The sequence below is a fragment of the Yersinia hibernica genome (assembly GCF_004124235.1).
In the GTDB taxonomy this organism is placed as follows: Bacteria; Pseudomonadota; Gammaproteobacteria; order Enterobacterales; family Enterobacteriaceae; genus Yersinia; species Yersinia hibernica.
Genome location: NZ_CP032487.1, coordinates 4,275,152 through 4,300,419, shown reverse-complemented (window position 1 = coordinate 4,300,419; position 25,268 = coordinate 4,275,152). Strand labels below are relative to the sequence as shown.

Here is a 25,268-nt window from a genome sequence, read left to right as displayed (position 1 = left end):
TCTTCTTATCCGGCTACTGCTCAGTAGCCGGTTTTATCTCCACTAAAGACCCATTTGGCCAGAATTCACGGCAGCGGCTAATCCAGGCCTGAGCGCTGTGAGAAAGATAACTTCCCTGACGCCATATCAATCCTAACTGCCATGGCATCAATGGTTCTAATGGCAGCCATAACAGCGCATTTTTATCCAGCCGCTGGCAGATAGGTTCCGGCAAAATCGCAATACCAATATTGGCTTGCACCATCGCGGCGAGAAAATCCCATTGGCCGCTGCGTACCGCGATTTGCGGGGTAAAACCACCTGCGGCGAAAGCAGCCATTAGTTGGCGGTAGAGCGCAAAATCCTCGTTGTAAATCAGGATGGGCAGGTCAGCCAGCTCAGGAATACTCATGGTCGTGCGGTTAAGCCAAAATGCGCTACGCGGCACCACCACACAAAGCGGATGGCTGAACAGTGGCAATGATGTCAAGGGCAAATCGCCATCGGCGGGGAGGGCGGTCAGGGCTAAATCCAATTCGCCGGATAATACCGCCTGTTGTACAGTTAGGCCGCCAAATTCGGCAATTTGCAGTTCTATACCGGGGTAACTTCGGCGAAATTCGCTAATCAGCACCGCCATCTGGGTGCCAACCATGGGCGGAATACCCAGCCGCAATTTGCCCTTTTTCAAGGAGCCAATATCTTCTAATTCAGCTTCCAACTGCTGAAATTGGTCGAGGATAGCCAGCCCGCGCTGATAAACCGCCTGCCCGCTGTCGGTCAAATGCAAGCGGCGGCCCTCACGAGTTAGCAGGCTGCACTCCAATTCATTTTCCAGATTGCGCAGCATTTTGCTAATGGTGGGCTGAGTCACAAACAATTTTTCCGCCGCCCGAGTGAAACTTTGCTGGCGTACTACTTCGACGAAATAACGTAGCGTCCTAATATCCATCAGTTTTTCCTGTCAGTGACTCGCGGCAAAGGGGAAAGATAACAAGTATGCCATTTAGGCATGATTACAATGATTTTAATTCATTTTTTGCAAGGTTGTCTGCGGCCTATACTGAGCACTGGAAAAATTTCCCACTGGGGTTTCTTATGTCATTGGCGTTACACCGTTTTGCGCCTGCTGTTCTTTCGCGGCTACAGGTGCCGGTTCAGGTGGCGTTATATGCCGGGTTATTTGTTATTGCAGACCAACTGGTGAGAGTTTTCCACCTGCCATTGCCCGCCAATATTGTCGGCATGTTATTGCTGCTGGTGATGATTATGCTGCGGATCCTGCCGGTGCGCTGGGTTCAGGCAGGCTCGCGCTGGCTGTTGGCTGAAATGCTATTGTTCTTTGTTCCCGCGGTGGTCGCCGTGGTGAATTATGCGCAATTAATCATGGTGGAGGGCTGGAAAATTTTCGCAGTTATTGCGGTCAGTACCTCGCTAACCCTTGCTGCAACTGGCTTGGTGGTTGATCGGGTTTACCGTTTTGAGGTGTGGCTACAACGCCGCAAATCTCATCATGAATGATTTTATTATCAGCATCGGGTGTTTCCTGGCGACGCTGGCACTTTATTTCGCCAATAAAAAACTTTATCGCCGCTGTCGGTCATTATTATTGATGCCCTTGGTGTTAACCCCCATGGTGTTGGTGGTGTTGCTGGTGGTCACCCATATCTCTTATCAGGATTATATTGGTGAGACGCACTGGTTATTGTGGTTGCTCGGGCCGGCAACCATCGCGTTTGCCGTGCCGGTTTATGAGAATCTCTCGATTATCCGCCGCCACTGGCTGTCTCTCACTGCTGGCGTTATCACGGCGATTACTGTGGCGGTGGTCAGTTCGGTGTGGTTGGCGCAGTTATTGACGCTCTCGGAAGAAGTGCAACGCAGTTTGGCGGTGCGCTCAATTACTACCCCTTTTGCGCTCGAGGCCGCAAAACAGTTAGGTGGGCAGCCGGATTTGGTCGCGCTGTTTGTGGTGATTACCGGGGTGTTTGGCATGGCGGTCGGGGATTTGCTGTTTTTGCGTCTTTCTGTGCGCAGTGGGTTGGCGAAAGGCGCCGGTCTTGGTGCTTCTTCGCATGGCGCAGGGACAGCAAAAGCCTATGAAATGGGGCAGCAAGAGGGGGTAGTATCCAGCCTGGTGATGATGTTGGCTGGCATTATTACTGTCATTAGCGCTCCCTTGATTGGGCATATATTGTGGTAGTGGTTGCCGATAAGATGAAAAAAGGGTGAGGATGCCCTCACCCATAAATACTCAATGAAACTGCCAAAGTAATGAATAGGTTTGAAATTGCAGTGGCGCGGTGCGAGTAACCCGGCCTGCAATATCAATGAGTTTGAGGATGAAACTGCATTAATGAATAACCTGTGCTAAGAATGCTTGGGTACGTTCTGATTTCGGGTTAGAGAAGAATTCAGCCGGTGGCGCTTGCTCAACAATTTCGCCGCGATCCATAAAAATGACCCTATCTGCGACAGTGCGGGCAAAGCCCATTTCGTGGGTGACGCACAGCATGGTCATCCCCTCGTGCGCCAGACTTATCATGGTATCGAGCACCTCTTTCACCATCTCTGGGTCCAGTGCTGACGTCGGCTCATCGAATAACATAATTTTAGGTTTCATGCACAAAGAGCGGGCAATGGCCACTCGCTGCTGCTGTCCGCCGGATAGCTGGCCGGGGAATTTATGCGCATGTTCAGCTATGCGCACTCGCGCCAAATAATGCATTGCCAGCTCATCGGCTTCTTTCTTCGGCATTTTCCGCACCCAACTTGGGGCCAGAGTGCAGTTCTGCATGACGGTTAAGTGCGGGAACAAATTAAAGTGCTGAAACACCATGCCGACCTCGGTGCGAACTCGCTCAATGTTGCGTAAATCGTCATTCAGCTCGATTCCGTCTACCCTGATTCTTCCCTCTTGATGCTCTTCCAAGTGATTAATGCAGCGAATGGTCGTGGATTTTCCCGAGCCAGAAGGGCCGCATAACACAATGCGTTCGCCGGGGCGTACAAACAAATTGATGTCTTTCAGGACATGGAATTGCCCATACCATTTATTAACATTCTCCAGTGTAATCATCATTTTATCATTTTTGGTTAGCTGATTGTCGCTCATGTTAGGCCTCAATGTGTAGAACGTCCGGTGTGAAAGCGCTTCTCCAGATGCTGGCTATAGCGCGACATGCTGAAACAGAAAATCCAATAAACTGCGGCGGCAAAAACATAGCCCTCGGTCGACATCCCCAGCCAGGCGGGGTCGACAGTGGCTTGCTGCACACTGCTGAACAAGTCAAACAGACCAATGATGATGACCAAACTGGTGTCTTTAAACAGCGCGATAATGGTGTTTACCAGCCCCGGGATGACCATTTTCAGGGCCTGTGGCAAGATAACCAGCCCTTGTGTTTTCCAATAGCCTAGGCCGAGTGACTCCGCGGCTTCAGTTTGGCCTTTGGGTAAAGCTTGTAAGCCACCGCGCACCACCTCTGCGACATAAGCTGACTGGAATAACACCACCCCCACCAATGCACGAATCAGCTTATCAATACTGGTGCCCTCGGTCATAAACAGCGGTAGCATCACCGAAGACATAAATAGCACGGTAATTAATGGTACTCCGCGCCAAAACTCGATAAAAATCACGGACAAAATACGCACTATGGGCATGCTGGAGCGGCGGGCCAGTGCCAGCAAAATGCCGAGCGGTAATGCACCGGCAATCCCTACGGCGGCGATAATCAGGGTGAGAGTCAGGCCACCCCATTGGCGGGTTTCAACCACGGTCAATCCGAATAAACCGCCGTATAGCATCACCCACACCAATAGTGGATATGTCACTGCCCAAACCGCCAGATACCGGCCACGGCGCGGCATTCCATGCCAAAATAAGGGGATTAGTGTGAGTAACCCAATGATTAATGAAGTATTGATCCGCCAGCGCTGATCTATGGGATACAGGCCATACATAAACTGGCCAAAGCGCGCATGAATAAAGACCCAGCAGGCACCTTCACGGGTGCAATCAGCGCGTGTTGTACCTAGCCAATTGGCGTTAAAAATTGCCCAGTTCAGTAATGGCGGAATTAACTGCCACATTAGCCATAAGCACAATAGGGTCAGTAAGCTATTAGTCCAACTGGAAAACAGATTTTTTCTGGCCCAAAACACCATCCGACTCAACGGCTTACCTGGCCGTACAGTGCTGGGCGGCTCGCGGGTTAATGTCATGCTCATTCGCTCCCCTTAGCGCTCGACCAGCGCAATACGCCGGTTGTAGAGATTCATTAAAAATGAAATGGACAAGCTGATAACCAAATAGACCGACATGGTAATGGCAATGGTTTCTATCGCCTGGCCGGTTTGATTCAGCACGGTACCGGCAAACAGCGACACCATATCTGGGTAGCCGATTGCCGCCGCCAGCGAAGAGTTTTTGACAATATTCAGATATTGGCTGGTCAGTGGTGGGATGATGACGCGCAGCGCTTGCGGCAAAATCACTTGGCGCAAGGTCACGGTATTAGGCAACGCCAATGAGCGCGCGGCCTCATGCTGGCCATGTGGCACAGACTGAATACCCGAGCGAATAACTTCGGCAATAAAGGTCGAGGTATAAACTGACAGCGCCAGTGTTAAGGCGGCCAATTCAGGAATCAGCACCAGCCCGCCTTTAAAGTTAAAACCCCGTAACTGTGGCAAATCCCAGTGTAACGCCGGGCCATATAGCCAATGAGCCAGTGCGGGCAGGGCTATCAATAACAGCAAGCCCGCAGGCCAGGTGCGGTGGAATTGCCCGGTATGTAACTGACGAAAATGGTTATAGCGATAGAGGGCAAAAATGGCGAGAGCGGCCAGTAGCAAGGCGATGAGCGCTGGCATAAAACCGGCAGCGAACTCCGGGGACGGCAGATATAAACCACGATTACTCAGGAATGCGACGCCGAAGGCATCCAAACTCTGTCTTGGCCCCGGTAGATTGCGCAACACGGCGAAATACCAGAAGAAAATTTGCAGTAGCGGTGGAATATTACGGAATGTCTCAATGTAGATTGTCGATAATTTGCGCAATAACCAGTTATCAGACAAACGCGCCAATCCCAGAAAGAAGCCTAATATTGAGGCAAAGAAAATACATAATACGGATACCAGCAAGGTATTGAATAGCCCGACTAGAAAGACTCGCCCATAGCTATCGCCCTGCTCATAGTCGATAAGATGCTGAACAATGCCAAAACCGGCGCTGTTATTCAGGAAAGCAAAACCGGAGGTGATGCCCCGGGTTGATAAATTGGTAATAGTGTTATGGATCAGGTACGCACCGCATCCGATCAGTATCAATAGCGCGATAATTTGATACACCCAGGCGCGCACCGCTGGGTTGGTCAGCGCAAAGGCACCTTTGGCGGTTGGGCGTTGTGACATAGTGTGGGCCTCGGTCTGGATAATTCATCCGGCAGGGCAGGCCTGCCGGAGGGGCGTCTGTTATCAACGAACCGGAGGTGCGTACTGAAGGCCGCCATTGTTCCACAGCGCATTTTGGCCGCGTTTGATTTTCAGTTCACTGCCCATCCCCACATTACGGTCAAAGCTTTCGCCGTAGTTACCCACTTGTTTGACGATTTTAACTACCCAATCATTAGGAACTTTTAGATCTTTGCCATAATTGCCTTCCTGACCTAACAAATGCGCCATATCAGGAGTGGTCGGTTTAGCCGCCAGTTCCTCGACATTTTTTGAGGTTACGCCCATTTCCTCGGCGTTTAGCATGGCAAACAATGTCCAGCGCACTAGCGCGAACCAATCTTCATCGCCACGGCGTACCACCGGCCCCAGCGGTTCTTTGGAAATGACTTCGGGCAGCACGATAAATTCGTCTGGTTTACCTAACTTGATGCGCAGAGCGTACAGTTGAGATTGGTCGGAGGCCAGGGTATCGCAGCGCCCGGAATCCAGTGCTTTGGCACTTTCATCAGAGCGGTCGAAAGTGACCGGGGTGTATTGCATTTTATTGGCTTTAAAGTAGTCGGCAACATTAAGCTCAGTGTCGGTGCCGGCCTGAATACATACGGTGGCACCATCTAGCTCTTTGGCGCTTTTCAGCCCGGCTTTATTGTGGGTCAGAAAGCCGATGCCGTCATAATAATTCACCCCAGTAAATAGCATGCCCATGCCTGCATCGCGGGATGACGTCCAGGTGGTGTTACGCGACAAAATATCGACTTCGCCAGATTGCAGGGCAGTGAAACGCTCTTTGGCGGTCAGTGGGGTGTATTTGACTTTTTCCGCATCACCAAAGATGGCGGCGGCAACAGCACGGCAAATGTCTACATCAAGCCCGGAAAATTTACCGCTGGCATCGGCATAAGAGAAGCCGGGCAAGCCATCACTGATCCCGCATTGCACAAAACCTTTTTTCTTCACCGCATCCAAAGTAGTGCCCGCCTGAGCTTGACCCGCTAATGCCACTAACGAGGCAGCAGCAACCAGCGTTGAAATCATTATTTTTTTCATGAAAGCGTCCTGTGAGGCAAAGTCGTGCCTATTGTCATTTTGTAGCGCACCGGTGATGCACCTTCGCTGTCTGTTGGCGTGTAGCCAGTTTGGTATTAGCAAATGGGATGCCAGAGTTGCATTCCATTGATCCTCTGAGTAATTACTTGGGGTTAACTCTTTATGGGTATGCGCGGGAAGGGGAGAACGCACCGTAATGGCGCGTTTACAGCCCGGTTGATATGTTTTAGTGCAGAAATTTCTTATGGTTTTTAGTGTATCGGAGGGCAAGGCGGTCTCGTGAGTTTACTGTCTGAATTTTGTCCATATCGTAATATAAAAAAAGGCATATCTAGGTGAAATTCGGATTTTCTGAATGCTCAATCCGTTATTTAATCCCCTGTGGGAAAGTTATTTAGCCAAATACCTTAGATAAAAGGATAGGGATTATGCCTCATTATTTAACTGCTTTGCTCTGTGGATTGCCATGGTTGCTCACGGCCAGTTGCTTGGCACAAGCGGATGTTGAATCAACCCAATGCAGCAATATTAATTTTTCTCAGGTTTTGTCCAGCTACAAGGCGAAATTAGCCACGGAACCGCTGAGTTACACTTTACTCAGTCAGGAGAATTTACCGGGGCTTGAATGGCGTCGCTACCAACTGACTTCTCAACATTGGGCCCCTGATAATTTAGTCTCTCCCGCCGCTTGGCAGCATCAGGTCGAGGTCTTTATTCCAAGTAGCAACACATCGACACAAGGGCTGGTGGTGATTAATAATGGGATTAACCACGCCACTGGCACCGTTCCAGCATCTGGGCCGACGGATTTTCCCCTCGATGCACTGCAAAATATTGCCCGCCAAACCAACACGGTGGTGATAGCGATTAGCACCATTCCCAATCAGTATCTTGAGTATCAGCAGGATGGCGAACCCCGCAAAGAGGATGTCAGTGTGGCCCGTAGCTGGTCTCTATTTATGGCCGCCCCTGAGTCCCGCGCTATATTGCCCTTGCAGGTGCCCATGGCGGCAGCTGTTTCTCAGGCGATGACCATGGCTCAACAAGCTTTGCCGGAACAAGCATTAGACAGTTTTATTGTCACGGGGCTATCCAAACGCGGTTGGACGACTTGGCTGACGGCGATTGCCGACGCCCGAGTGAGTGCTATCGCGCCCTTTGTTATTGATCTGCTGGATACCCGCGCCGCATTGGAACATATGTATCAATCTTATGGCGGTAACTGGCCGATAGCTTTTGCCCCTTATTATCTGGACGAGATTGATAAGAAGCTGGATACAGCGGGCTTTACTAAATTGATGCAGGTTATCGATCCTCTCCAATACATGGGAACTGAGTATCAGTCCCGGCTAAGTATTCCGAAATATATTATCAATGCCAGCGGCGATGATTTTTACGTGCCTGATAACACAGACTTTTACTACGAAAAATTACCGGGGGAGAAAGTCCTGCGAGTTGCCCCCAACTCCAGCCACTATGGTATTAAAGCGTTTAGCGAACAGTCACTGATTCCATTTGTTAATCGCCTGCGACAATCCACGCCCTTACCACACATAAATACCAGTATTGGCATGAAAGATAAGGTGCAAACATTGACGGTGAAGTTGTCCGAGACTCTGGATAAAGTCTTGCTATGGAGTGCCAGCAACAGTGCCGCGCGTGATTTTCGTTATGCTTGCGATGTGCAATACACCGCCTTTCCACTGGCGCTAACAGCAGAGAATACCCTTGATATCGCGCTTACGGCCCCCTCATCTGGCTGGCAGGCCACTTTTGTTGAGGCGACTTTCAGTGATGGTTTTGTCGCCACCACGCCGGTTTATGTCTTACCCAAAGAGGTCTACCCCACGACGGCACCGCCTACTGGCGGGGTGGCCTGCAAAACATTGCCGGGGCGTAATCTCATCGCCATACAAGATACAGCCACGACCGAGGGCGCAACACCGGTCGAGGGGTAACACGCATCCAGCCACATTGGGTGGATTTCAGGGAATAAAAAACCCGGCATAGACCGGGCTTTTCTTGTTTAGGTTGCTTTTAATAGAGTGATGTTTCACCCACCGGGCGAGTTTTAAAGCGGCGGTGCAACCAAAGATATTGCTCGGGGGCACGCATGATTTCTTTTTCAATCACTTTATTCATGTAACGAGCTGCCGCTATCTCGTCATCAATCGGATAGTCTTCCAGTGCTGGCTGGATAAGCAGGTCATAGCCGCTGCCGTCTGTTTTGCGCAGTAACACTAATGGCAATAAGGCCGGTTTCGCTAAGCGGGCTAACATAAACGTACCACTGGTCGTGGCGGCTTGATTAACGGCAAACAAAGGTGCGAAAACACTGCCACGCGGGCCGTAATCTTGATCTGGCGCGAACCAAACGGCCTCACCTTTTTTCAGGGCTTGCACCATGCCACGCAGGTCTTTACGGTCCAACATGGCTTTATTGGAGCGCATCCGGCCCCAAGTCTGCACTAACTCCATCACTTTGTTATTGTGTGGACGATACATTGCCATCATTGGCTGACATTGGCCCATGACGCGGCCGCCGAGTTCCAGCGACATAAAATGAACGCCAATGACTAAGACTCCGCGTTTGCCCTCTTGGGCCTTTTTCAGGTGATTCAGGCCGGAGACGGTAAACCAGCGCTTTACTCGAGCATCGGGCCAAAACCATGCCATACCGGTTTCCAGCAACCCCATGCCCAAGGATTCGAAATTACCGACAATCGTCCGCTCGAGGGTAGTTTTATCCATATCAGGGAAACAGAGTTCGAGGTTACGTCGGGCAATAGAAACCCGCCGTTTGAGAAAACGCATGGAGGTGCGCCCGAGCCAAATGCCTAATTTATTTAGGATTGGATAGGGCAATTGGACTAACAAAAACAGCACGCCGAGGCCAAACCAAGTCAGCCAATAGCGCGGGTGGAGCAGGGAAATATGGAATTTCTGCGGCTTTATCATATGAACTCTATCGTTATGCGTTAAGTGCGAGCGTGTAACGCATAAGGAAATAACTCGATAGCGGTACATATCTTCAGACACCGTAGGTCGATTATCGTTTTCGTGAAGACGATAATTGACACAATATTTACATTAAAAGCGGGGGTCGCGTAGTGAATGGTCACAAAAGAGGGCTATCGATAAGCGAGGCTAGCTTTTGGTGAATTATATCACAATCGCGGTAAATGGAAGGAAAAATCAACACCGCGCCATCCTGACAGCGCGGTATTTTTACTTTTATCTTGGCGGTGGGTTACCAAAAGCCCAGCACTTTCCACCAGGCGCTACCGATAATCAACCAGATAGGAATAACCACTAAACTGATCAGGAAACCTATTTTCCACCAGGTTGCCAGCGGGATAAAGTTACACCCGAACAGTATTGGGGCCGGGCCTCCGGAGTAATGGGTGGTCGCCATATACAGGTTACTGAACATGCCAAACACCAGCACTGTCAGCATTGGCGGTGCCCCGGCAGCAATGGCGATGGAAACAAAAATCGCATACATAGCGCTGATATGGGCAATAGCGCTGGCCATCATATAGTGGCTGTAATAGTAAGCCAGCAGCAGAATCCCCATCATCGGTACCCAATTCATGCCCTGTACCGAGCCCGCAATTGAGGCCCCAAACCAGGTAATGAACCCGAGTTTATTCAGTTGGCTGGCCAGAGTGAGCAGCACCGCAAACCAAATCACTGTGTGCCAGGCTTCTTTCTCAGCAATGACATCATCCCACGTGAGCGCGCCGCTCAATAGCAGGATGGCCAGGCCAATAAAGGCGGTCATGGTGGCATCAATATTCAGCGCAGCACCACACACCCACAAGGTCACCAACCCAATGAAGACTGATAACACGATCCATTCATTGCGGCTCATTGGCCCCATTTCTTGCAGTTTCACGATGGCCAATGCGCGCATTTCCGGGGTTTTCTTCAATTCAGGAGGATAAAAGCGGTACAGCAGCAATGGAATGACGGCCAGAGAAATTAACCCAGGAACAATCGCGGCCAGCGCCCAACTGGTCCAGGTAATGGTTATCCCCATTTCACCGGCCAGCTTACCTATCATCGGGTTACCCGCCATCGACGTTAGGAACATTGCGCAGGTAATGGCGTTGCATTGGAAGATACATTGCACCAGAAAAGCCCCGATTTTGCGCTCGGTTCCTCGCTCAGGGGTGGATTCATAAGCTTCAGATATTGAACGAAACAGCGGGGTGATGATGCCACCACAGCGAGCGGACGTTGATGGCATGGCCGGTGCAAACAGCAAATCAGTCAATACCAATCCGTAAGCCAAACCCAGTGAACTGTGGCCTAACTTACTGATAAACAAGTACCCGACTCGGCGGCCAAAACCTGTTTTGATAAAGCCGCGTGAAATAAAGAAGGCGCAAGCTATCATCCAGATTGTTGGGTCGGCAAAGCCGGCGAGCACTTCTTTAATGCTGAGTAAACCGGTGGCGGCGACGACCGTCAGGCTGAATATTGCCATTGCACCTAACGGATAGGGCGAGAGAATCAGCCCAATAACTGTGGCGGCAAAGACGGCCATGAGGTGCCAAGCTCGTGGATCAACAGATTCCGGTACTGGACTAAACCAGATGCTTATCCCAATAAATAGGATAAGTAGCATTCTTCCTATACGTGTTTTGAGTATCGACATGATTATTTACCCTGATGCTATTTTATGTGCAGTGTTAATCATCGCCAGCAGTTGTAGGGAATAGTTAAATTATTAAGGCTGAGATTATATGAAATAACTGTATAGAGAAAATAACGTCATGATTTTGATCAAAGTCATTCTTATATTGTACGGGGCGCGGGAGTGCGGTGGGATAAATATATTGTTCTGAACGGATTGATTCAGAAGAAATTTGTCGATTACTTTACTTTATTAATTATGCAGGGCGGGATTTTATCTGTTAAAACAACATAATTTTGCATTAATAGACGAGATGACAGAATGAGTCTGAGGGAATGCAAGTGGAGCGGGCAGATTAAATATATCTGTTAAGAAATAATGCACAACGTATCAATTTTAATTATTAAATATTGCGCTCTGGATGAGGTGAATATTTATATTATTCGGGATGAAACCCGGTTCTCAGTAACAAAACAACCCGCACTAAGGCGGGTTGTTTTTATTCAGAATGATTTAACTGCTCAGGGCTATCACCTTCATCGCTATCGTAAATCATCCCGATATATCGTCATCATTGAAACCGTGGTTTCTTTGATTTAGATTTTATTATTGACTCTTACAGAGCAATAACATTTACCGCTGCTGGGCCTTTAGCGCCGCTCTCGATAGAGAACTCAACTTTCTGACCTTCATCTAACGTTTTGAAATCATTGCTCTGAATAGCAGAGAAGTGTACGAATACATCTTTGCTGCCGTCAGCAGGAGTAATGAAACCAAAACCTTTATCAGCGTTAAACCATTTTACTAAACCAGTCATTTTATTAGACATAAAGATACTTCCTTCAATTATTTTTTGATTGCCGCCATAGGCGAGCGAATAGGCTTGGGCACAACTTATGGGGCACTTAGAAGGAATTTCACGGAGAAGAGGTATCTATCTGATAACGCTAATACGGGGAACTGCTTTACTAAAACTGCTTGCATAAATGTTACTGTCAACCGGGTATTACTTTACTTATTTGGGGAGCGGCTACTCTGCTCGGGTCTAGCCGTCATCGCTATTGGCAGCTTGCCCCCCTAATCACACTGAATTACAGAGCGACTACGTTTACCGCTGCTGGGCCTTTAGCGCCGCTCTCGATAGAGAACTCAACTTTTTGACCTTCATCTAATGTTTTGAAATCATTGCTCTGGATAGCAGAGAAGTGTACGAATACATCTTTGCTGCCGTCAGCAGGAGTAATGAAACCAAAACCTTTACCAGCGTCAAACCATTTTACTAAACCAGTCATCTTATTAGACATAGAGATATTTCCTTCAATTATTTTTGCCACAATAATGTAGCGAACGTGGTCTGTTTTTCAGCGGATAACTTATTGGGCACTTAGGAGGAGACTCACGGAGAAGGGATATCTAGGATAACGCTTTAACTGAGGACTGCTTAACTAAAACTGCTTTCATAAGGTCTGTGTTCCAAACCGATGACGCTATTTAACCACAACACATTTCCTATGGCAACATAATATTTGACTGCCATAACTAATATAAATGGTTTTTTTATCTAGAACTGAATGCAATATTAATTTTTTATTTTATTAAACAATTAGTTATGGGGTAGGAAATCGTGGCGATTTTTTTAGGTTGGGAGGCAAGACACCGGGAGATCTCTCCCGGTGCTGGCATTTAACGTGGAGAAACAGTCACGGTACCACTGCGGTCACTGGCAATGATGACACGTTGGCCGGCGCTGAAGCGGGTTGGTCCCTGAGCCTGCACGACGACAATACTGCTGCCATCATCACGACGGATTTCCAGTTGTACACCTTCACTACGGTTCATGGCGCTTTGCACACCTTGACCAGCCATACCACCGGCAACGGCACCACCCGCTGTTGCTAGGCTATTACCACGGCCACCGCCGATAGTATTGCCCAGGAAACCGCCGACCACGGCCCCGCCGATAGCGCCAGCCACATTATTTTCACTGCCACCCTGAATCGTGACTGGGCGTGCGGAAATCACCGTACCATAAGTCACCGTCTGTACTTGCCGTGCTTGAGCCGCCGTGAAAGTATCACCAGACGCCGTTCTATTGTTAGCGCATCCACTTAATACAGTAGCTGCGAGTGCTACTGCGATGATCATTTTATTCATAATTAACCCCTCATTATCAGTACAAATCAGACGTCAGTTAACAATCACCAAAGCCATAGCTAACTGTTAATAATGACTATAGCGTGATAATGATTCATTTGAAGAGATAATATTGAGCTTATGCAATATAGATGAGTTCCGGCGTTCTTTTCGTGTTACCGTCAGTAGCAAATTTAGCCAACCCATTGCATGCAGGAATGTTGTCGTGTCACGCTCGATTCTTTCAACCAAGATTTTTCGCCTCGACTTAGGTCGCTTAATCCTTATTCTGGCTGTGATGAGTGCATTTGTGACGCTGGCAAACAGCTTCTATGCCAGTTATCGGGTTCAGCGGCAGTTACTGATTGATAACACACTGGAAGCGAACCGCGTTTATGCCACGAAATTGGCGTCCAGTACGGAAATTTTTCTGCTAAGTGCGCAAAAGCAGCTGCATTACAGCAGTGTGATCGCCGCAAAGAATTTTGACGATCAGGCTGCTCTGCAAGCAGAGACTGCTCGGCTAAAATACCAAACTGACAGTTTTAACTCGGTTGTGGTGACGGATACTCACGGCATTGTGCGCGCTACATCGCCTGATAGCCTCCAGTTATTGGGCCACAGCCTGACATCCCCTGGGTCTGTAGAGGCGCTAAAACTGCGTCGCCCGCTCATCAGTAAACCCTATATGTCCGCCGCCAATAATCTGGTCATCAATATTTCGACACCGATTATCACGCCAGATGGGCACTATCGCGGTTACATCGGCGGGACAATTTATCTCCGTAAGCAAAGTATTTTAAATGAATTATTGGGCGAGCATTATTATCGTGATGGTTCTTACATCGTAGTGCTCGACGGTGATCGGCGTATTCTTTATCACCGCGATGTTAACCGCATCGGAGAAATACTGGAACCTAAGCCGATTACCGAGGCCAGCAAGAAAAGTGACAATGGCAGCTTGATAGTGACCAATACCAGCGGTGAACCAATGTTGGCGGGTTACTCCATGGTCGGCCCTGCGGGTTGGGAGATTGTTACCCTGCGGCCAGAATCGTCCACTTTGAAGCCCCTTGAGGGGTTAATGCTGAAGGGATTGGGCCATATAGCGCCGCTGGCGTTGCTCACACTGCTGGGGGTCTGGCTATTGTCCCGCATGATTGCTCGCCCGCTATGGTTACTGGCAGGCAGTGCCAATGATATGGATAAGCCAGATATAGCCAACAGTATCAAAGAGATACCTTCATGGTATTTTGAATCTACTCAGCTTAAAAGGGCGCTGCTGATTGGGATTAGTTTGTTGCAGAAGAAAATTGGTAAGTTGAGGTTTGAAGCACAAACTGACCCAATGACGGGCTTGTATAACCGACGCGGGCTAGCCACAACACTTGAGCCAATTTCACAATTTGAACAGCATTTTTCGGTCATCGCGCTGGATATTGACCATTTCAAGGTGATTAATGATTCTTACGGCCATGATGTTGGTGATGAAGTTATCAAGCAGTTAGCGGTGCAGATCCGCGAAAGCTCCCGTGATACTGATATCCTGTGCCGTAGCGGTGGGGAAGAGTTTTTGATGTTGCTGCCCGGCACTTCACCTGATGTCGCCATTCAAGTCGCTAACCGGTTGCGCCAAAATGTAGAGATGATGGTGATGCCAGGCATTCGACCTATTACTATCTCGTTGGGTGTGGCGTACTGGAGTGGGGAAGATAAGCCGGAGGATGCGCTAAAACGCGCCGATGAAGCGTTATATCATGCGAAGCAGCGGGGACGTAACCGGGTAGAAACCAGCTAATAAAAAAGGCGCGCTCCGTGTGGAGTACGCCTTTTTAAACAACAAGTTAACTGACTAGTATCAGTTCATGCCGTATTTTTTCAATTTCTTACGTAGCGTGCCACGGTTGATGCCCATCATCAGGGCCGCACGGGTTTGGTTGCCACGGGTGTATTGCATCACCATGTCCAACAATGGCTGTTCAACTTCAGCCAGTACCAACTCATACAGGTCACTCACATCCTGACCATTCAGTTGAGCAAAATAGTTCTTCAGTGCTTGTTTTACCGAATCACGCAAAGGCTTTTGAGTCACCTGATCTTGTGAATTTACGGTTGCAACGGTCAGTACGTCAGAATTTACGCGTTGTTCGAACATAGTTCTGTCAGCTCTTTTTTCTGTTTACGCAAGATTTTCGAAATATGCCTCCAACGCCTCCAGCTGTTCGCTGGCATCCTCAATGGCGTTGAATGTGCGCCGAAACTGGTCGTTAGGGGCGTGCTCCTGGAGATACCAAGAGACGTGTTTACGTGCAATACGAAATCCCTTGCCTGGACCATAAAAGTCGTGCAATTCCCGTATATGCCCGTCCAACAAGCGCTGTACCTCGCCAAGTGGCATCGGTGGCAGCAGCTCCCCAGTGTCCAGATAATGCTGGATTTCCCGGAAGATCCAAGGTCTTCCCTGAGCGGCACGTCCTATCATCAGGGCATCAGCCCCAGTGTAGTCAAGCACTGCTCTGGCTTTATGCGGGTCAGTGATGTCGCCATTCGCAATAACGGGAATGGAAACAATCTGCTTAACTGCCCGAATACTGTCGTATTCCGCCTCGCCATTAAACAGACAAGAACGGGTTCGGCCATGAATCGTCAGGGCTTGTATACCACAGTTTTCAGCCAGTTGGGCAATTTCTATACAGTTACGGTGTTCGGCCGACCAACCCGTCCGGATCTTCAGCGTTACTGGCACATCTACCGCATTAACTACTGCGGAGAGAATCTGTTTGACCAGATCAGGATGCTGCAATAATGCTGATCCTGCCAGTTTGCGATTCACTTTCTTGGCCGGACATCCCATATTGATGTCAATGATTTGGGCACCATTCGCCACATTGATTTTGGCGGCTGCTGCCATCTCATCCGGGTCGTTACCGGCAATTTGCACGGCACGAATTCCAGGCTCATCACTATGAACCATGCGTAAACGCGACTTATCCGTCCGCCATACCTCTGGATTAGAGGAGAGCATTTCAGATACTGCCATCCCAGCCCCCATGCCATGACATAGCGCTCTGAAGGGGCGATCTGTGATGCCCGCCATCGGGGCGGCAATCAGGCAATTTGTAAGCTGGATGTGTCCAATACGCATAGACAAAGAATGACCACACTGTGTCCGTAAGGGCGCGTATATTACGCATTTTTGCGCTCAGATGAAAGGCCAAACTTTGACCAATTGATGAAAAAAGAGCGACAAATTACAGACTAATCTTGGCTAATTAATTATTTATCTATATATAACATTGAGTTAAGCTAGTATGGTTAAATTGTGCGCTTTAGTATTTTCTACTAAACAACATAATTATCAACTGTCGGCGTAACATCATTGTGGTCAAAAGTGCTGATTTATCCATCAAATGAATGATAAATAGCAGATATAAATGTGTCAGACATCTCATTTTAGCTAAAAAAAGACCTGATGGATGGCTAGCGGTCGCCTAGCAATGCTAATGCGACTCGGCTAACTTGGCGTGACAACAGTGAATGTTGCAACGCCAGTAATATTGATAGTTATTATTAGCGTGGTGGCTATTACTGCTTGATGCCGGTGATGCGGCACCACTCTTCTTTCTCTGCTACCGGGTCGAGAGCGAATTGATCCTCATAGGCTTGGGCGACGCCAGCCGCTTGTGTTGCTAACACGCCTGATAAGCCAAGATGGCCGCCAGTGACGGGTAACACGCTAATCAATGGCGCGAGTTCGCGTAGTGGGCCTGCCAGGATATTGGCGACCACCACATCCGCAGATAAGTTTGCTGGTTGGTCTTTTGCCAGATAGAGCGCCAAACGCTCTGAGACGCCGTTACGCTGCGCGTTATCTCGACTGGCTTGAATGGCCTGCGGGTCGATATCGATGCCAATAGCGTGCGCTGCACCGAGTTTTAGCGCGGCAATAGCCAGAATCCCTGAGCCACAACCGAAGTCGATAACCGTTTTACCGTCGAGGTTCAGACCATCAAGCCATTGCAGACATAATGCGGTGGTCGGGTGAGTGCCGGTACCAAACGCTAAACCGGGGTCGAGCATCACGTTAACGGCGTTAGGGTCGGGTACATCACGCCAGCTTGGGCAGATCCACAGCCGCTCACCAAAGCGCATTGGATGGAAGTTATCCATCCATTCGCGTTCCCAATCTTTATCTTCCAACTGCTCAATTTTGTGGCGAAAACCGTTACCGAGCTGCGGATGATATTCCAGCATGGCGACCACTTGCGCCATATCGGTTTCTGCATCATACAGGCCAATGACGTCGGTATCGCCCCACAGGCGAGTTTCCCCCGGCAGTGGTTCAAATACCGGATTATCGTGAGTATCTTGAAACGTCACAGAGACTGCGCCACTTTCTATCAATGCATCACCAAGGGATTCGGCCTGATTACCGCTGGTGTTTAACTTAAGTTGGATCCAAGGCATAGCTTTCTCTTCTAAAACCGACCTTCAACGCGAGTGTTGGCATCGGTTTTTATCAATAAGGTTTTGGTCAAAAATCGCTATCTAAAAGTAGCAATTCTATTCAGCATTGGCGATGACGGGCTGCCGTGCTCGTGCTTTATCGCCAAACTGATTACCGATATAAAACGCCAGCAGGTTTAGTACCAGTGAGGGCACTATCGGGTGCAGGCCCGCAATTTTAATGTCGAAACTGGCCAGAACTGTATAGCATATCGCCCCAACAATCATTGAGCTCAGGGCTCCATGGGCATTGGCTCGCTCCCAATACAGCCCCAGCACCAGTGGCCAGAGGAATACGGCTTCAAGCCCACCAAAGGCCAATAGATTCAGCCAGATAATCATTTCTGGTGGTCGCCAGGCGGCAAGCAGCAGTAATAGCCCGAGTATCAGTGTCGACATACTGGAAATACGGGTCAGTTTGCGTTCATTCTTCAGCTCTTCTGGCCGCAGATTGAGGTATAAATCTTTCACAATGGTTGCCGAGGATTGCAGCAACTGGGCATTGATAGTTGACATAATAGCCGCCATTGGTGCGGCCAGAAAGATCCCCGCGGCAAATGGTGGCAACACCGTTATCATCAATGTCGGGATCACTTGATCCGGGATCTTGAGATCCGGCAACACGGCCCGGCCCAATGCACCGGCTAAATGCATACCAAACATTAAGATTGCCACAACAATGGTGCCGAGAATAATGCCGCGATGCACGGCTTTACTATCACGATACGAAATGCAACGCACCGCAGTATGTGGCAAACCAATAACACCAAAGCACACTAGGATCCAGAATGATGCCATAAATGGCAAGTCGAGGATCTGATCGCCACCCTGAGGTGAAACCAGCGCCGGATCAATATGCTGTAGTGTTTCGACGGCTTTATGTAGCCCACCAGCGGCATGGATAACTGCCACCAACAGTAAAATGGTGCCGACCAACATCACCAATCCTTGCATGGCATCGTTGAGCACACTGGCCCTGAATCCACCAAAAGAGGTGTATAGCGCGATACTGACACCGAAAATCAATAAGCCGGTGTCGTAAGGAATACCGGCGGCGGTTTCCAGTAAGCGAGCGCCTCCGATGAACTGCACTGTCATGGCACCAATAAAGGCCACCAACAAGCTGAGGCTGGCTAACCACACTAATAAGCGGCTCTGATAGCGCGCATACAGCATGTCATTGAGGGTCACGGCATTATAACGGCGTGCCAGGATGGCAAACTTCTTACCCAATACCCCTAAGGATAACCACACTGCAGGCAACTGAATCATGGCCAACAATACCCAGCCAAGGCCGTATTTATAGGCAGCACCTGGCCCGCCGATAAATGAGCTGGCGCTGATATACGTCGCCGTTAGGGTCATTGCCAGTACGAATCCCCCCATCGAGCGGTTGCCGATAAAGTATTCGTTGAGAAAATTCCCAGTTTTGCGGCGGGTATAAGCATAAACAGATAAGCCGAATACCATGGCCAGATAGCCCACTAATGGCAGGATGACATCAGTTTGCATTGTCGTCCTCCAAGGGGATATCACGAAATATCACGCGCACCATCAAATAGCACAGCACAATAAACAGCAGCGGCAGTGCAATACAGGCGGCTTCAAACCAAGCGGGTAGGCCGCTGATGCCAGGAATATTGCCCGGTAAGTAAGCCGTTATTACCCAGCCCGCCAGATACACCAGTGTTAAGCCAAAGGCCCAGCGTGCTTCTTTGTTGGCCTGTAGAAACCTTGTGTCCATTTTTCCCCTTCTTATATGGCTTTGCAGCGGTGTTAGCTACATTCGCTCACCCGAGTTACTGGCCAGAGTCAGTTTATCGGGATGCACTCGGTTGCTGCATTATTGGAACGCCAGCCATGTCAATCAACAGAAAATTAAACCAATGAAAAGAAAAAGGCCGGTAATTTACCGGCCTTGGCATGAAAAGCGAAATATCAGGTTTCTTGCAACCCGAGTTTTTTCTCCAGATAGTGGATGTTGGTTCCACCGTGCTGGAAGTTTTCGTCATTCATGATGCGTTGCTGCAACTCCACGTTGGTCTTGATGCCATCGATAATGAGTTCTGCCAGCGCATTCTTCATGCGGGCAATAGCAACATCACGGTTTTCACCGTAAGTAATCAGCTTACCGATCATGGAGTCATAATATGGTGGCACGGTATAACCGGCGTAAATATGGGACTCCCAACGCACACCAAAACCGCCCGGCGCATGGAAACGGGTAATTTTACCCGGGCTTGGCAGGAAGGTATTGGGGTCTTCGGCGTTGATACGGCACTCTACTGCGTGACCATGCACTTTCACCTCATCTTGTTTGATGGAGAGAGGTTGGCCCGCGGCAATACGCAGCTGCTCTTTAATTAAATCGACGCCGGTTATCATTTCGGTCACTGGATGCTCAACCTGAATACGGGTGTTCATTTCGATGAAATAAAACTCGCCGTTTTCATACAAGAACTCGAAAGTCCCCGCACCACGATAACCGATTTCCACACAGGCTTTGGCACAGCGATCGCCGATATAACGGCGCATTTCGCTGGTGATACCAGGCGCTGGTGCCTCTTCGACCACTTTCTGGTGACGGCGCTGCATAGAACAGTCGCGCTCAGCCAGATAGATTGCATTACCCTGACCGTCAGCCAAAATCTGAATTTCGATATGGCGTGGATTTTCCAGGTATTTCTCCATGTAAACCATGTCGTTATTGAAAGCCGCTTTTGCTTCCGCACGAGTCATGTTAATGGATTGCTCAAGATCTTTATCGTGACGTACCACACGCATACCACGACCACCACCACCGCCTGATGCCTTGATAATGACCGGGTAACCGATTCGTTTGGCAAAGGCTTTGTTCTTGGCAGTATCGTCATCCAGTGGGCCATCAGAGCCAGGAACGCAAGGTACACCGGCTTTCTTCATGGCATTTATCGCTGAAACTTTGTCGCCCATCAGGCGAATGGTTTCGGCGCGAGGGCCGATAAAGATGAAACCAGAACGTTCTACCTGTTCGGCAAAATCAGCATTTTCAGACAGGAAACCATAGCCGGGGTGAATAGCCACCGCGCCGGTGATCTCAGCAGCAGAAATAATTGCTGGGATGTTCAGATAGCTTTTGACAGACGGCGCGGGACCAATACAGACAGTCTCGTCAGCCAGTAACACGTGTTTAAGATCACGATCCGCAACAGAGTGAACTGCGACAGTTTTAATCCCCAGCTCTTTACAAGCTCGCAGGATACGCAGCGCAATCTCACCACGGTTAGCGATTACGATTTTATCAAGCATGGAACGCCTCGTTACTCGATGACGACAAGAGGCTCGTCGAATTCAACCGGTTGACCATTTTCAACCAGAATGGCTTTTACAGTACCGGATTTATCTGCTTCGATTTGGTTCATCATTTTCATCGCTTCAACGATGCAAAGAGTGTCACCAGCAGAAACTTTCTGACCTACTTCAATGAAGGATTTGGCATCCGGGCTCGGGGTGCGGTAGAAAGTACCGACCATTGGGGAGCGCACGATATGACCACTGATAGCCGCCGGTGCAGCAGCTTCAGCTGGTGCTGGAGCGACAGCAGCTGCCAGAGCTGGTTGTTGCTGTGGTGCTGCGAAAGCATACGGCTGTTGCATCATTGGGTAGTTTGGTGCGGCGGGAGCACGACTGATACGTACTGACTCTTCGCCTTCTGAGATTTCCAGCTCTGAAATGCCGGACTCTTCAACCAGTTCGATCAGTTTCTTAATCTTACGAATATCCATGAGTGTGATTCCGTACTCTTTTTGTGTTGCAATTATACCCATCATGCTGCGAGTGGTATGTGTGTTGGCTGCCTTCGTTCACCCCAATCACTTACTTATGTAAGCTCACGGGGATTTACTCAGTTGCCGCCTTCCCACCACTCGAATTATTTCGGGTCTAGTTGGGTTGTGACAAGCGATTTACCGCTGCCTGTAAAGCAAAGTTGTAGCCATCTGCGCCAAGTCCACAGATTACGCCAACCGCGATATCAGAGAGATATGAATGATGACGGAAGGGCTCCCGGGCATGCACGTTAGATAAATGGATCTCGATAAACGGGATCTGCACACCTAACAGCGCATCGCGCAGTGCAACACTGGTATGTGTAAACGCTGCCGGATTGATCAGGATAAAATCGGTCTTACCCTGTGCCTGGTGAATTCTATCGATCAGCACATGCTCTGCATTTGATTGCAAGTGGGATAGCGCCACATCCATGACCTGAGCTTGAGTCTCTAATTGACTGACAATCTCCGTCAATGTCGTGTAACCGTACTTTTCGGGTTCACGCGTTCCAAGCAGATTCAAGTTAGGGCCATTCAGAAGCAAAATGTGAAACTTATCCGACATTGTGCTGGTATCTCCGGCAATTAGTACATCATCGTAAAAAATAACCTGATGTCACCGATTTGTCACCTTTTTACGACGAATTTGATACTGCGATCAGCATTAAGGTCGGGCATTATAATGATATCGTAGCAATTAGCAGCTAAATACTGGTCTTATCAGCGAAGATATTCAATAGAAAAAAATGATGGTTGATGAAAAACTCAGATTTTTAACGGCACCATTGTCGAAATTTTTTATAACGTAGCGCTAATAATATTGCTGCCGCTACGGCATAAAGAATCGGTAGTGGTGATAGGGTTTTCACCGACCAAAGATAATGAATCGGCGCAAGAATGGCGACAATATACACCAGATTATGCAATTTTTGCCAGTTGGCTCCCATTTTTCGTTGGGCCCATAAGGTGGATGTCACGGCCAGTGACAGGAGCAATAGCCAACTTATTATGCCCAGCGTCAGGTAAGGGCGGGTGACCAGCTCACGCCCCAGTAAGCCAATATTACTCAGCCCCAGTTCCAATACCGAGTAGCTGACCAAATGTAGTGTTCCCCAGGCAAAACACCATAAACCTAACAGCCGGCGACAGCGGATCAACAGCGGTTGCTTGCCATAGCGTGCCAGTGGCGTGACCAGCAGTGTCGCCAATAACAATTTAAGGGTCATGCGGCCGGTAAAGTGTTGAATATCTTTAGCAGGATCAGCACTGAGCCAGCCTTGGTCCACGGATAAAATCAGCCATAGGAAAGGCAGTGCGGCTGCCAGCCAAATAGCGACTTTTAGCCACTTAATTTGTCGTAAACTGAGCCGCATCAGAAATTCTCCCGCAGATCCAAACCACGATAGAGTGAAGCAACTTGGTCAGCATAGCCATTAAACAATAGCGTCGGCTGGCGCTGCACATCTAGGATCCCGCCGGAGCCAATAAAGCGCTCGGTTGCTTGCGACCAGCGCGGATGGTCAACATGAGGGTTCACGTTGGCATAAAAACCATACTCATTGGGTGCGCTCAGATTCCAAGTTGTCGGTGGCTGGTCATGGGTCAGGCGAATGTGAACGATGGACTTTATACCTTTAAAGCCATATTTCCACGGGGTGATGAGGCGCAGTGGCGCACCATTCTGGGGGGGCAGGGCTTTACCATAAACCCCTAATGTCATGAAGGCCAAGGGGTGCATTGCCTCATCCAGCCGTAATCCCTCGACGTAAGGGTATTTCAGGCCGCCGCCAATGAAGCGATCCTCTTGGCCGGGCATCTGATCCGGTGCGTAAAGTGTCTGGAACGCGACGTAACGCGCATTGCTGGTGGGTTCTACCAGTTTGAGCAATTTACCCAATTCAAAGCCAATCCACGGCACAACCATTGACCAGGCTTCCACGCAGCGCATGCGGTAAATGCGCTCTTCCAGCGGAAAGCGTTTCATCAGGTCATCAATATCGAGTGTCATTGGTTTGGCGACATCGCCGTCGATTTTTATCTGCCAACTTTCGGTTTTCAGTGTGCCGGCGTTGGCTGCGGGGTCCGCTTTATCCAATCCGAATTCATAGAAATTATTGTAGCCGGTGACTTTATCTTCGGGTGTTAGCGCCAAATCAGGGTGGTAAGCTGCTGATTTAGTGAAATCCAGCGGTTTGCCCGCAGGGGCTTTAGGGCGATCATTCCCTTTAAACCATGCCAGTAAGTCAGCCTGTGCAGATGTCGGCAACGCCAGTGTGGCAGCGGTGATCCCCAGCGCTTGTAACACCTTACGGCGCTGATAAAAAATGCTCTCAGGGGTGACATCCGCTTCGGTCAGTTTGCGTGAAATGGCCGCATGATGCAGGGAATGGGAGAAAAAGTTGCGCATAAAATAGCTCCGTCAAGCAGGGGAGAATATATCAACCCAATTGATGTTAATCATGGCGGCTTATATGGATAAGTGCTAGAGGAGCGGCGGGAAATTTGAAAATCATTACAATACGAATGATAAGCCGGGGAGCATGATTGCCCCCGGCGGAGCTAAATCAGCGGATTTTCACCAAGGTTCTACCCGTGATTTCATTTGCCAGCAGGCGCGCCGCGATGGTCGGCGTATCGGCGAGCGTGATGGATTGTGATGCTTGCTGATAGAAACTTTCGGGCAAAATTTTCTGTAGCCTTTGCCAAGCTTGCCGGCGGCGCTGTTGCGGCGTCATCACCGAATCTACCCCTTGCAAACGGACATTGCGCAGAATAAATGGCATGACGGTGGTAGGAAGCGAATAGCCCCCCGCTAAACCACAAGCTGCAACCGTGCCGTTGTAACTCATTTGTGCCAGCACTTTTGCCAGCAATTTATCGCCAACTGTATCAATGGCTCCTGCCCACAATTGTTTCTCCAATGGGCGTGAAGCATCAAGATAGTCATTGCGCGAAAGCACGCGTTGGGCACCGAGGCTCTTCAGGTAGTCGCTGTTACTGTCACGGCCAGAAATAGCGGCGATTTGGTAACCCAGTGCAGCAAGTAAAGCAATCGCCGTGCTGCCCACACCGCCGCTCGCGCCAGTGACCACCACTTCACCGCTTTCAGGTGTCACTCCACCCTCTTCTAATGCCATGACGCACAACATTGCAGTGAAACCTGCAGTTCCAATGATCATCGCCTTGCGAGGCTCCAACCCTTCAGGCATGGGCACCAGCCAGTCGCCATTAACGCGAGCTTGTTCCGCCAAACCGCCCCAATGGTTTTCGCCGACTCCCCAGCCAGTCAACAAGACCGATTGGCCAACATGAAAACGCGGATCTTCACTACTGTGGACGGTGCCAGCAAAATCAATGCCAGGAACCATCGGAAATTCACGGATAATCTTCCCTTTGCCCGTGATAGCCAGTGCATCTTTATAATTCAAGCTAGACCAATTGATATCAACCGTGACATTACCGGCAGGCAACTGTGAAGGGGATATTTCGCGCACTTCTGCGGTAGTACGGCCTTCAGTTTGCTCAAGAACAAGCGCTCGCATGTGGCACTCCAAGATTCAAAGGAAGTATGAGTTAAGAGTGAGCCAATATAGCGACAACATCAACCTTCTGGCCTGATCAAGAACAAAAATCAGGCTGTTGATTTCGTCCGTGACTATCCTTAAAAGAGGATTAACCAGAAGTTCTGG

At 49.3% G+C, this 25,268-nt stretch carries 25 protein-coding genes; 4 read left to right on the top strand and 21 right to left on the bottom strand.

Annotated features, from left to right (window positions below; translation table 11 throughout):
- Positions 1 to 13: 13 nt before the first annotated feature.
- Positions 14 to 931 carry a LysR family transcriptional regulator gene (locus D5F51_RS20185; protein ID WP_129198726.1) on the bottom strand — a complete coding sequence of 306 codons (918 nt, stop codon included), beginning with the start codon at positions 929 to 931 and terminating at the stop codon, positions 14 to 16.
- Between the two features lie 146 nt (positions 932 to 1,077).
- On the opposite strand from D5F51_RS20185, the gene D5F51_RS20180 reads away from it, so the two are divergent.
- Positions 1,078 to 1,500 carry a CidA/LrgA family protein gene (locus tag D5F51_RS20180; RefSeq protein ID WP_025376791.1) on the top strand — a complete coding sequence of 141 codons (423 nt, stop codon included), beginning with the start codon at positions 1,078 to 1,080 and terminating at the stop codon, positions 1,498 to 1,500.
- Complete coding sequence (locus D5F51_RS20175; RefSeq protein WP_087769061.1) at positions 1,493 to 2,182, top strand: LrgB family protein; 690 nt, start codon at positions 1,493 to 1,495, stop codon at positions 2,180 to 2,182. Before D5F51_RS20180 ends, D5F51_RS20175 begins: the two co-directional genes overlap by 8 nt.
- A gap of 150 nt (positions 2,183 to 2,332) precedes the next feature.
- Here D5F51_RS20175 and D5F51_RS20170 read toward each other — a convergent pair whose 3' ends face one another.
- The 4 genes from D5F51_RS20170 to D5F51_RS20155 all read right to left on the bottom strand — a co-directional run bounded on the left by D5F51_RS20170 (position 2,333) and on the right by D5F51_RS20155 (position 6,489).
- On the bottom strand, positions 2,333 to 3,094 hold the full coding sequence (locus D5F51_RS20170; RefSeq protein ID WP_162301803.1) for an amino acid ABC transporter ATP-binding protein: 762 nt from the start codon (positions 3,092 to 3,094) through the stop codon (positions 2,333 to 2,335).
- A gap of 8 nt (positions 3,095 to 3,102) precedes the next feature.
- A complete protein-coding gene (locus D5F51_RS20165; protein WP_162301872.1) occupies positions 3,103 to 4,206 on the bottom strand; it encodes an amino acid ABC transporter permease in 1,104 nt (367 codons plus the stop codon).
- A gap of 15 nt (positions 4,207 to 4,221) precedes the next feature.
- The gene (locus tag D5F51_RS20160; RefSeq protein WP_129198720.1) at positions 4,222 to 5,400 is read right to left on the bottom strand and encodes an amino acid ABC transporter permease; all 1,179 of its coding nucleotides are present in this window, start codon (positions 5,398 to 5,400) and stop codon (positions 4,222 to 4,224) included.
- Positions 5,401 to 5,463: 63 nt separating this feature from the next.
- On the bottom strand, positions 5,464 to 6,489 hold the full coding sequence (locus tag D5F51_RS20155; protein WP_087769058.1) for an amino acid ABC transporter substrate-binding protein: 1,026 nt from the start codon (positions 6,487 to 6,489) through the stop codon (positions 5,464 to 5,466).
- 428 nt (positions 6,490 to 6,917) lie between these two features.
- On the opposite strand from D5F51_RS20155, the gene D5F51_RS20150 reads away from it, so the two are divergent.
- On the top strand, positions 6,918 to 8,447 hold the full coding sequence (locus tag D5F51_RS20150; protein ID WP_129198718.1) for a PhoPQ-activated pathogenicity-related family protein: 1,530 nt from the start codon (positions 6,918 to 6,920) through the stop codon (positions 8,445 to 8,447).
- Between the two features lie 79 nt (positions 8,448 to 8,526).
- Here the strand turns inward: D5F51_RS20150 and lpxP are convergent, their stop codons facing one another.
- The 5 genes from lpxP to D5F51_RS20125 form a co-directional block, all read right to left on the bottom strand.
- The gene (lpxP, locus tag D5F51_RS20145) at positions 8,527 to 9,447 is read right to left on the bottom strand and encodes a kdo(2)-lipid IV(A) palmitoleoyltransferase (protein WP_025376796.1); all 921 of its coding nucleotides are present in this window, start codon (positions 9,445 to 9,447) and stop codon (positions 8,527 to 8,529) included.
- A 292-nt stretch (positions 9,448 to 9,739) separates the two neighbouring features.
- The gene (locus D5F51_RS20140) at positions 9,740 to 11,152 is read right to left on the bottom strand and encodes an anion permease (protein ID WP_025376797.1); all 1,413 of its coding nucleotides are present in this window, start codon (positions 11,150 to 11,152) and stop codon (positions 9,740 to 9,742) included.
- A gap of 595 nt (positions 11,153 to 11,747) precedes the next feature.
- Positions 11,748 to 11,960 carry a cold shock protein CspG gene (cspG, locus tag D5F51_RS20135; RefSeq protein WP_025376799.1) on the bottom strand — a complete coding sequence of 71 codons (213 nt, stop codon included), beginning with the start codon at positions 11,958 to 11,960 and terminating at the stop codon, positions 11,748 to 11,750.
- Between the two features lie 262 nt (positions 11,961 to 12,222).
- A complete protein-coding gene (gene cspE / locus D5F51_RS20130; RefSeq protein WP_025376800.1) occupies positions 12,223 to 12,435 on the bottom strand; it encodes a transcription antiterminator/RNA stability regulator CspE in 213 nt (70 codons plus the stop codon).
- A gap of 379 nt (positions 12,436 to 12,814) precedes the next feature.
- Positions 12,815 to 13,285 carry an outer membrane lipoprotein gene (locus tag D5F51_RS20125; protein WP_087769056.1) on the bottom strand — a complete coding sequence of 157 codons (471 nt, stop codon included), beginning with the start codon at positions 13,283 to 13,285 and terminating at the stop codon, positions 12,815 to 12,817.
- Positions 13,286 to 13,502: 217 nt separating this feature from the next.
- Between D5F51_RS20125 and D5F51_RS20120 the strand changes: the two genes are divergently transcribed.
- The gene (locus tag D5F51_RS20120) at positions 13,503 to 15,062 is read left to right on the top strand and encodes a sensor domain-containing diguanylate cyclase (protein ID WP_129199524.1); all 1,560 of its coding nucleotides are present in this window, start codon (positions 13,503 to 13,505) and stop codon (positions 15,060 to 15,062) included.
- Between the two features lie 60 nt (positions 15,063 to 15,122).
- On the opposite strand, the gene fis is transcribed toward D5F51_RS20120, so the two are convergent.
- From fis to acuI, 11 genes are all read right to left on the bottom strand, one after another.
- Complete coding sequence (gene fis / locus D5F51_RS20115; protein ID WP_002210061.1) at positions 15,123 to 15,419, bottom strand: DNA-binding transcriptional regulator Fis; 297 nt, start codon at positions 15,417 to 15,419, stop codon at positions 15,123 to 15,125.
- A gap of 24 nt (positions 15,420 to 15,443) precedes the next feature.
- Positions 15,444 to 16,409 carry a tRNA dihydrouridine synthase DusB gene (dusB, locus tag D5F51_RS20110; RefSeq protein ID WP_087769055.1) on the bottom strand — a complete coding sequence of 322 codons (966 nt, stop codon included), beginning with the start codon at positions 16,407 to 16,409 and terminating at the stop codon, positions 15,444 to 15,446.
- A 440-nt stretch (positions 16,410 to 16,849) separates the two neighbouring features.
- Entirely contained in the window at positions 16,850 to 17,731 is an 882-nt protein-coding gene (gene prmA / locus D5F51_RS20105) for a 50S ribosomal protein L11 methyltransferase (RefSeq protein WP_129198716.1), read from the bottom strand.
- 96 nt (positions 17,732 to 17,827) lie between these two features.
- Positions 17,828 to 19,282, bottom strand: a complete 1,455-nt coding sequence (gene panF / locus D5F51_RS20100; RefSeq protein WP_129198714.1) for a sodium/pantothenate symporter — start codon at positions 19,280 to 19,282, stop codon at positions 17,828 to 17,830.
- Positions 19,272 to 19,514: a YhdT family protein gene (locus D5F51_RS20095; RefSeq protein WP_129198712.1), complete on the bottom strand. Its 243-nt coding sequence runs from the start codon at positions 19,512 to 19,514 to the stop codon at positions 19,272 to 19,274. The genes panF and D5F51_RS20095 overlap by 11 nt, the downstream gene beginning before the upstream one ends.
- A gap of 194 nt (positions 19,515 to 19,708) precedes the next feature.
- Positions 19,709 to 21,058, bottom strand: coding sequence for an acetyl-CoA carboxylase biotin carboxylase subunit (accC, locus tag D5F51_RS20090; RefSeq protein WP_025376827.1), 1,350 nt, complete (start codon positions 21,056 to 21,058; stop codon positions 19,709 to 19,711).
- Between the two features lie 11 nt (positions 21,059 to 21,069).
- A complete protein-coding gene (accB, locus tag D5F51_RS20085; protein ID WP_025376828.1) occupies positions 21,070 to 21,534 on the bottom strand; it encodes an acetyl-CoA carboxylase biotin carboxyl carrier protein in 465 nt (154 codons plus the stop codon).
- Between the two features lie 157 nt (positions 21,535 to 21,691).
- Positions 21,692 to 22,144, bottom strand: a complete 453-nt coding sequence (aroQ, locus tag D5F51_RS20080; RefSeq protein ID WP_025376829.1) for a type II 3-dehydroquinate dehydratase — start codon at positions 22,142 to 22,144, stop codon at positions 21,692 to 21,694.
- Positions 22,145 to 22,352: 208 nt separating this feature from the next.
- Positions 22,353 to 22,952: a protein-methionine-sulfoxide reductase heme-binding subunit MsrQ gene (msrQ, locus tag D5F51_RS20075; RefSeq protein ID WP_129198710.1), complete on the bottom strand. Its 600-nt coding sequence runs from the start codon at positions 22,950 to 22,952 to the stop codon at positions 22,353 to 22,355.
- Positions 22,952 to 23,986 carry a protein-methionine-sulfoxide reductase catalytic subunit MsrP gene (gene msrP, locus D5F51_RS20070; RefSeq protein WP_129198708.1) on the bottom strand — a complete coding sequence of 345 codons (1,035 nt, stop codon included), beginning with the start codon at positions 23,984 to 23,986 and terminating at the stop codon, positions 22,952 to 22,954. The genes msrQ and msrP overlap by 1 nt, the downstream gene beginning before the upstream one ends.
- A 157-nt stretch (positions 23,987 to 24,143) precedes the next feature.
- The gene (gene acuI, locus D5F51_RS20065) at positions 24,144 to 25,121 is read right to left on the bottom strand and encodes an acrylyl-CoA reductase (NADPH) (RefSeq protein WP_025376832.1); all 978 of its coding nucleotides are present in this window, start codon (positions 25,119 to 25,121) and stop codon (positions 24,144 to 24,146) included.
- Positions 25,122 to 25,268 lie beyond the last annotated feature (147 nt).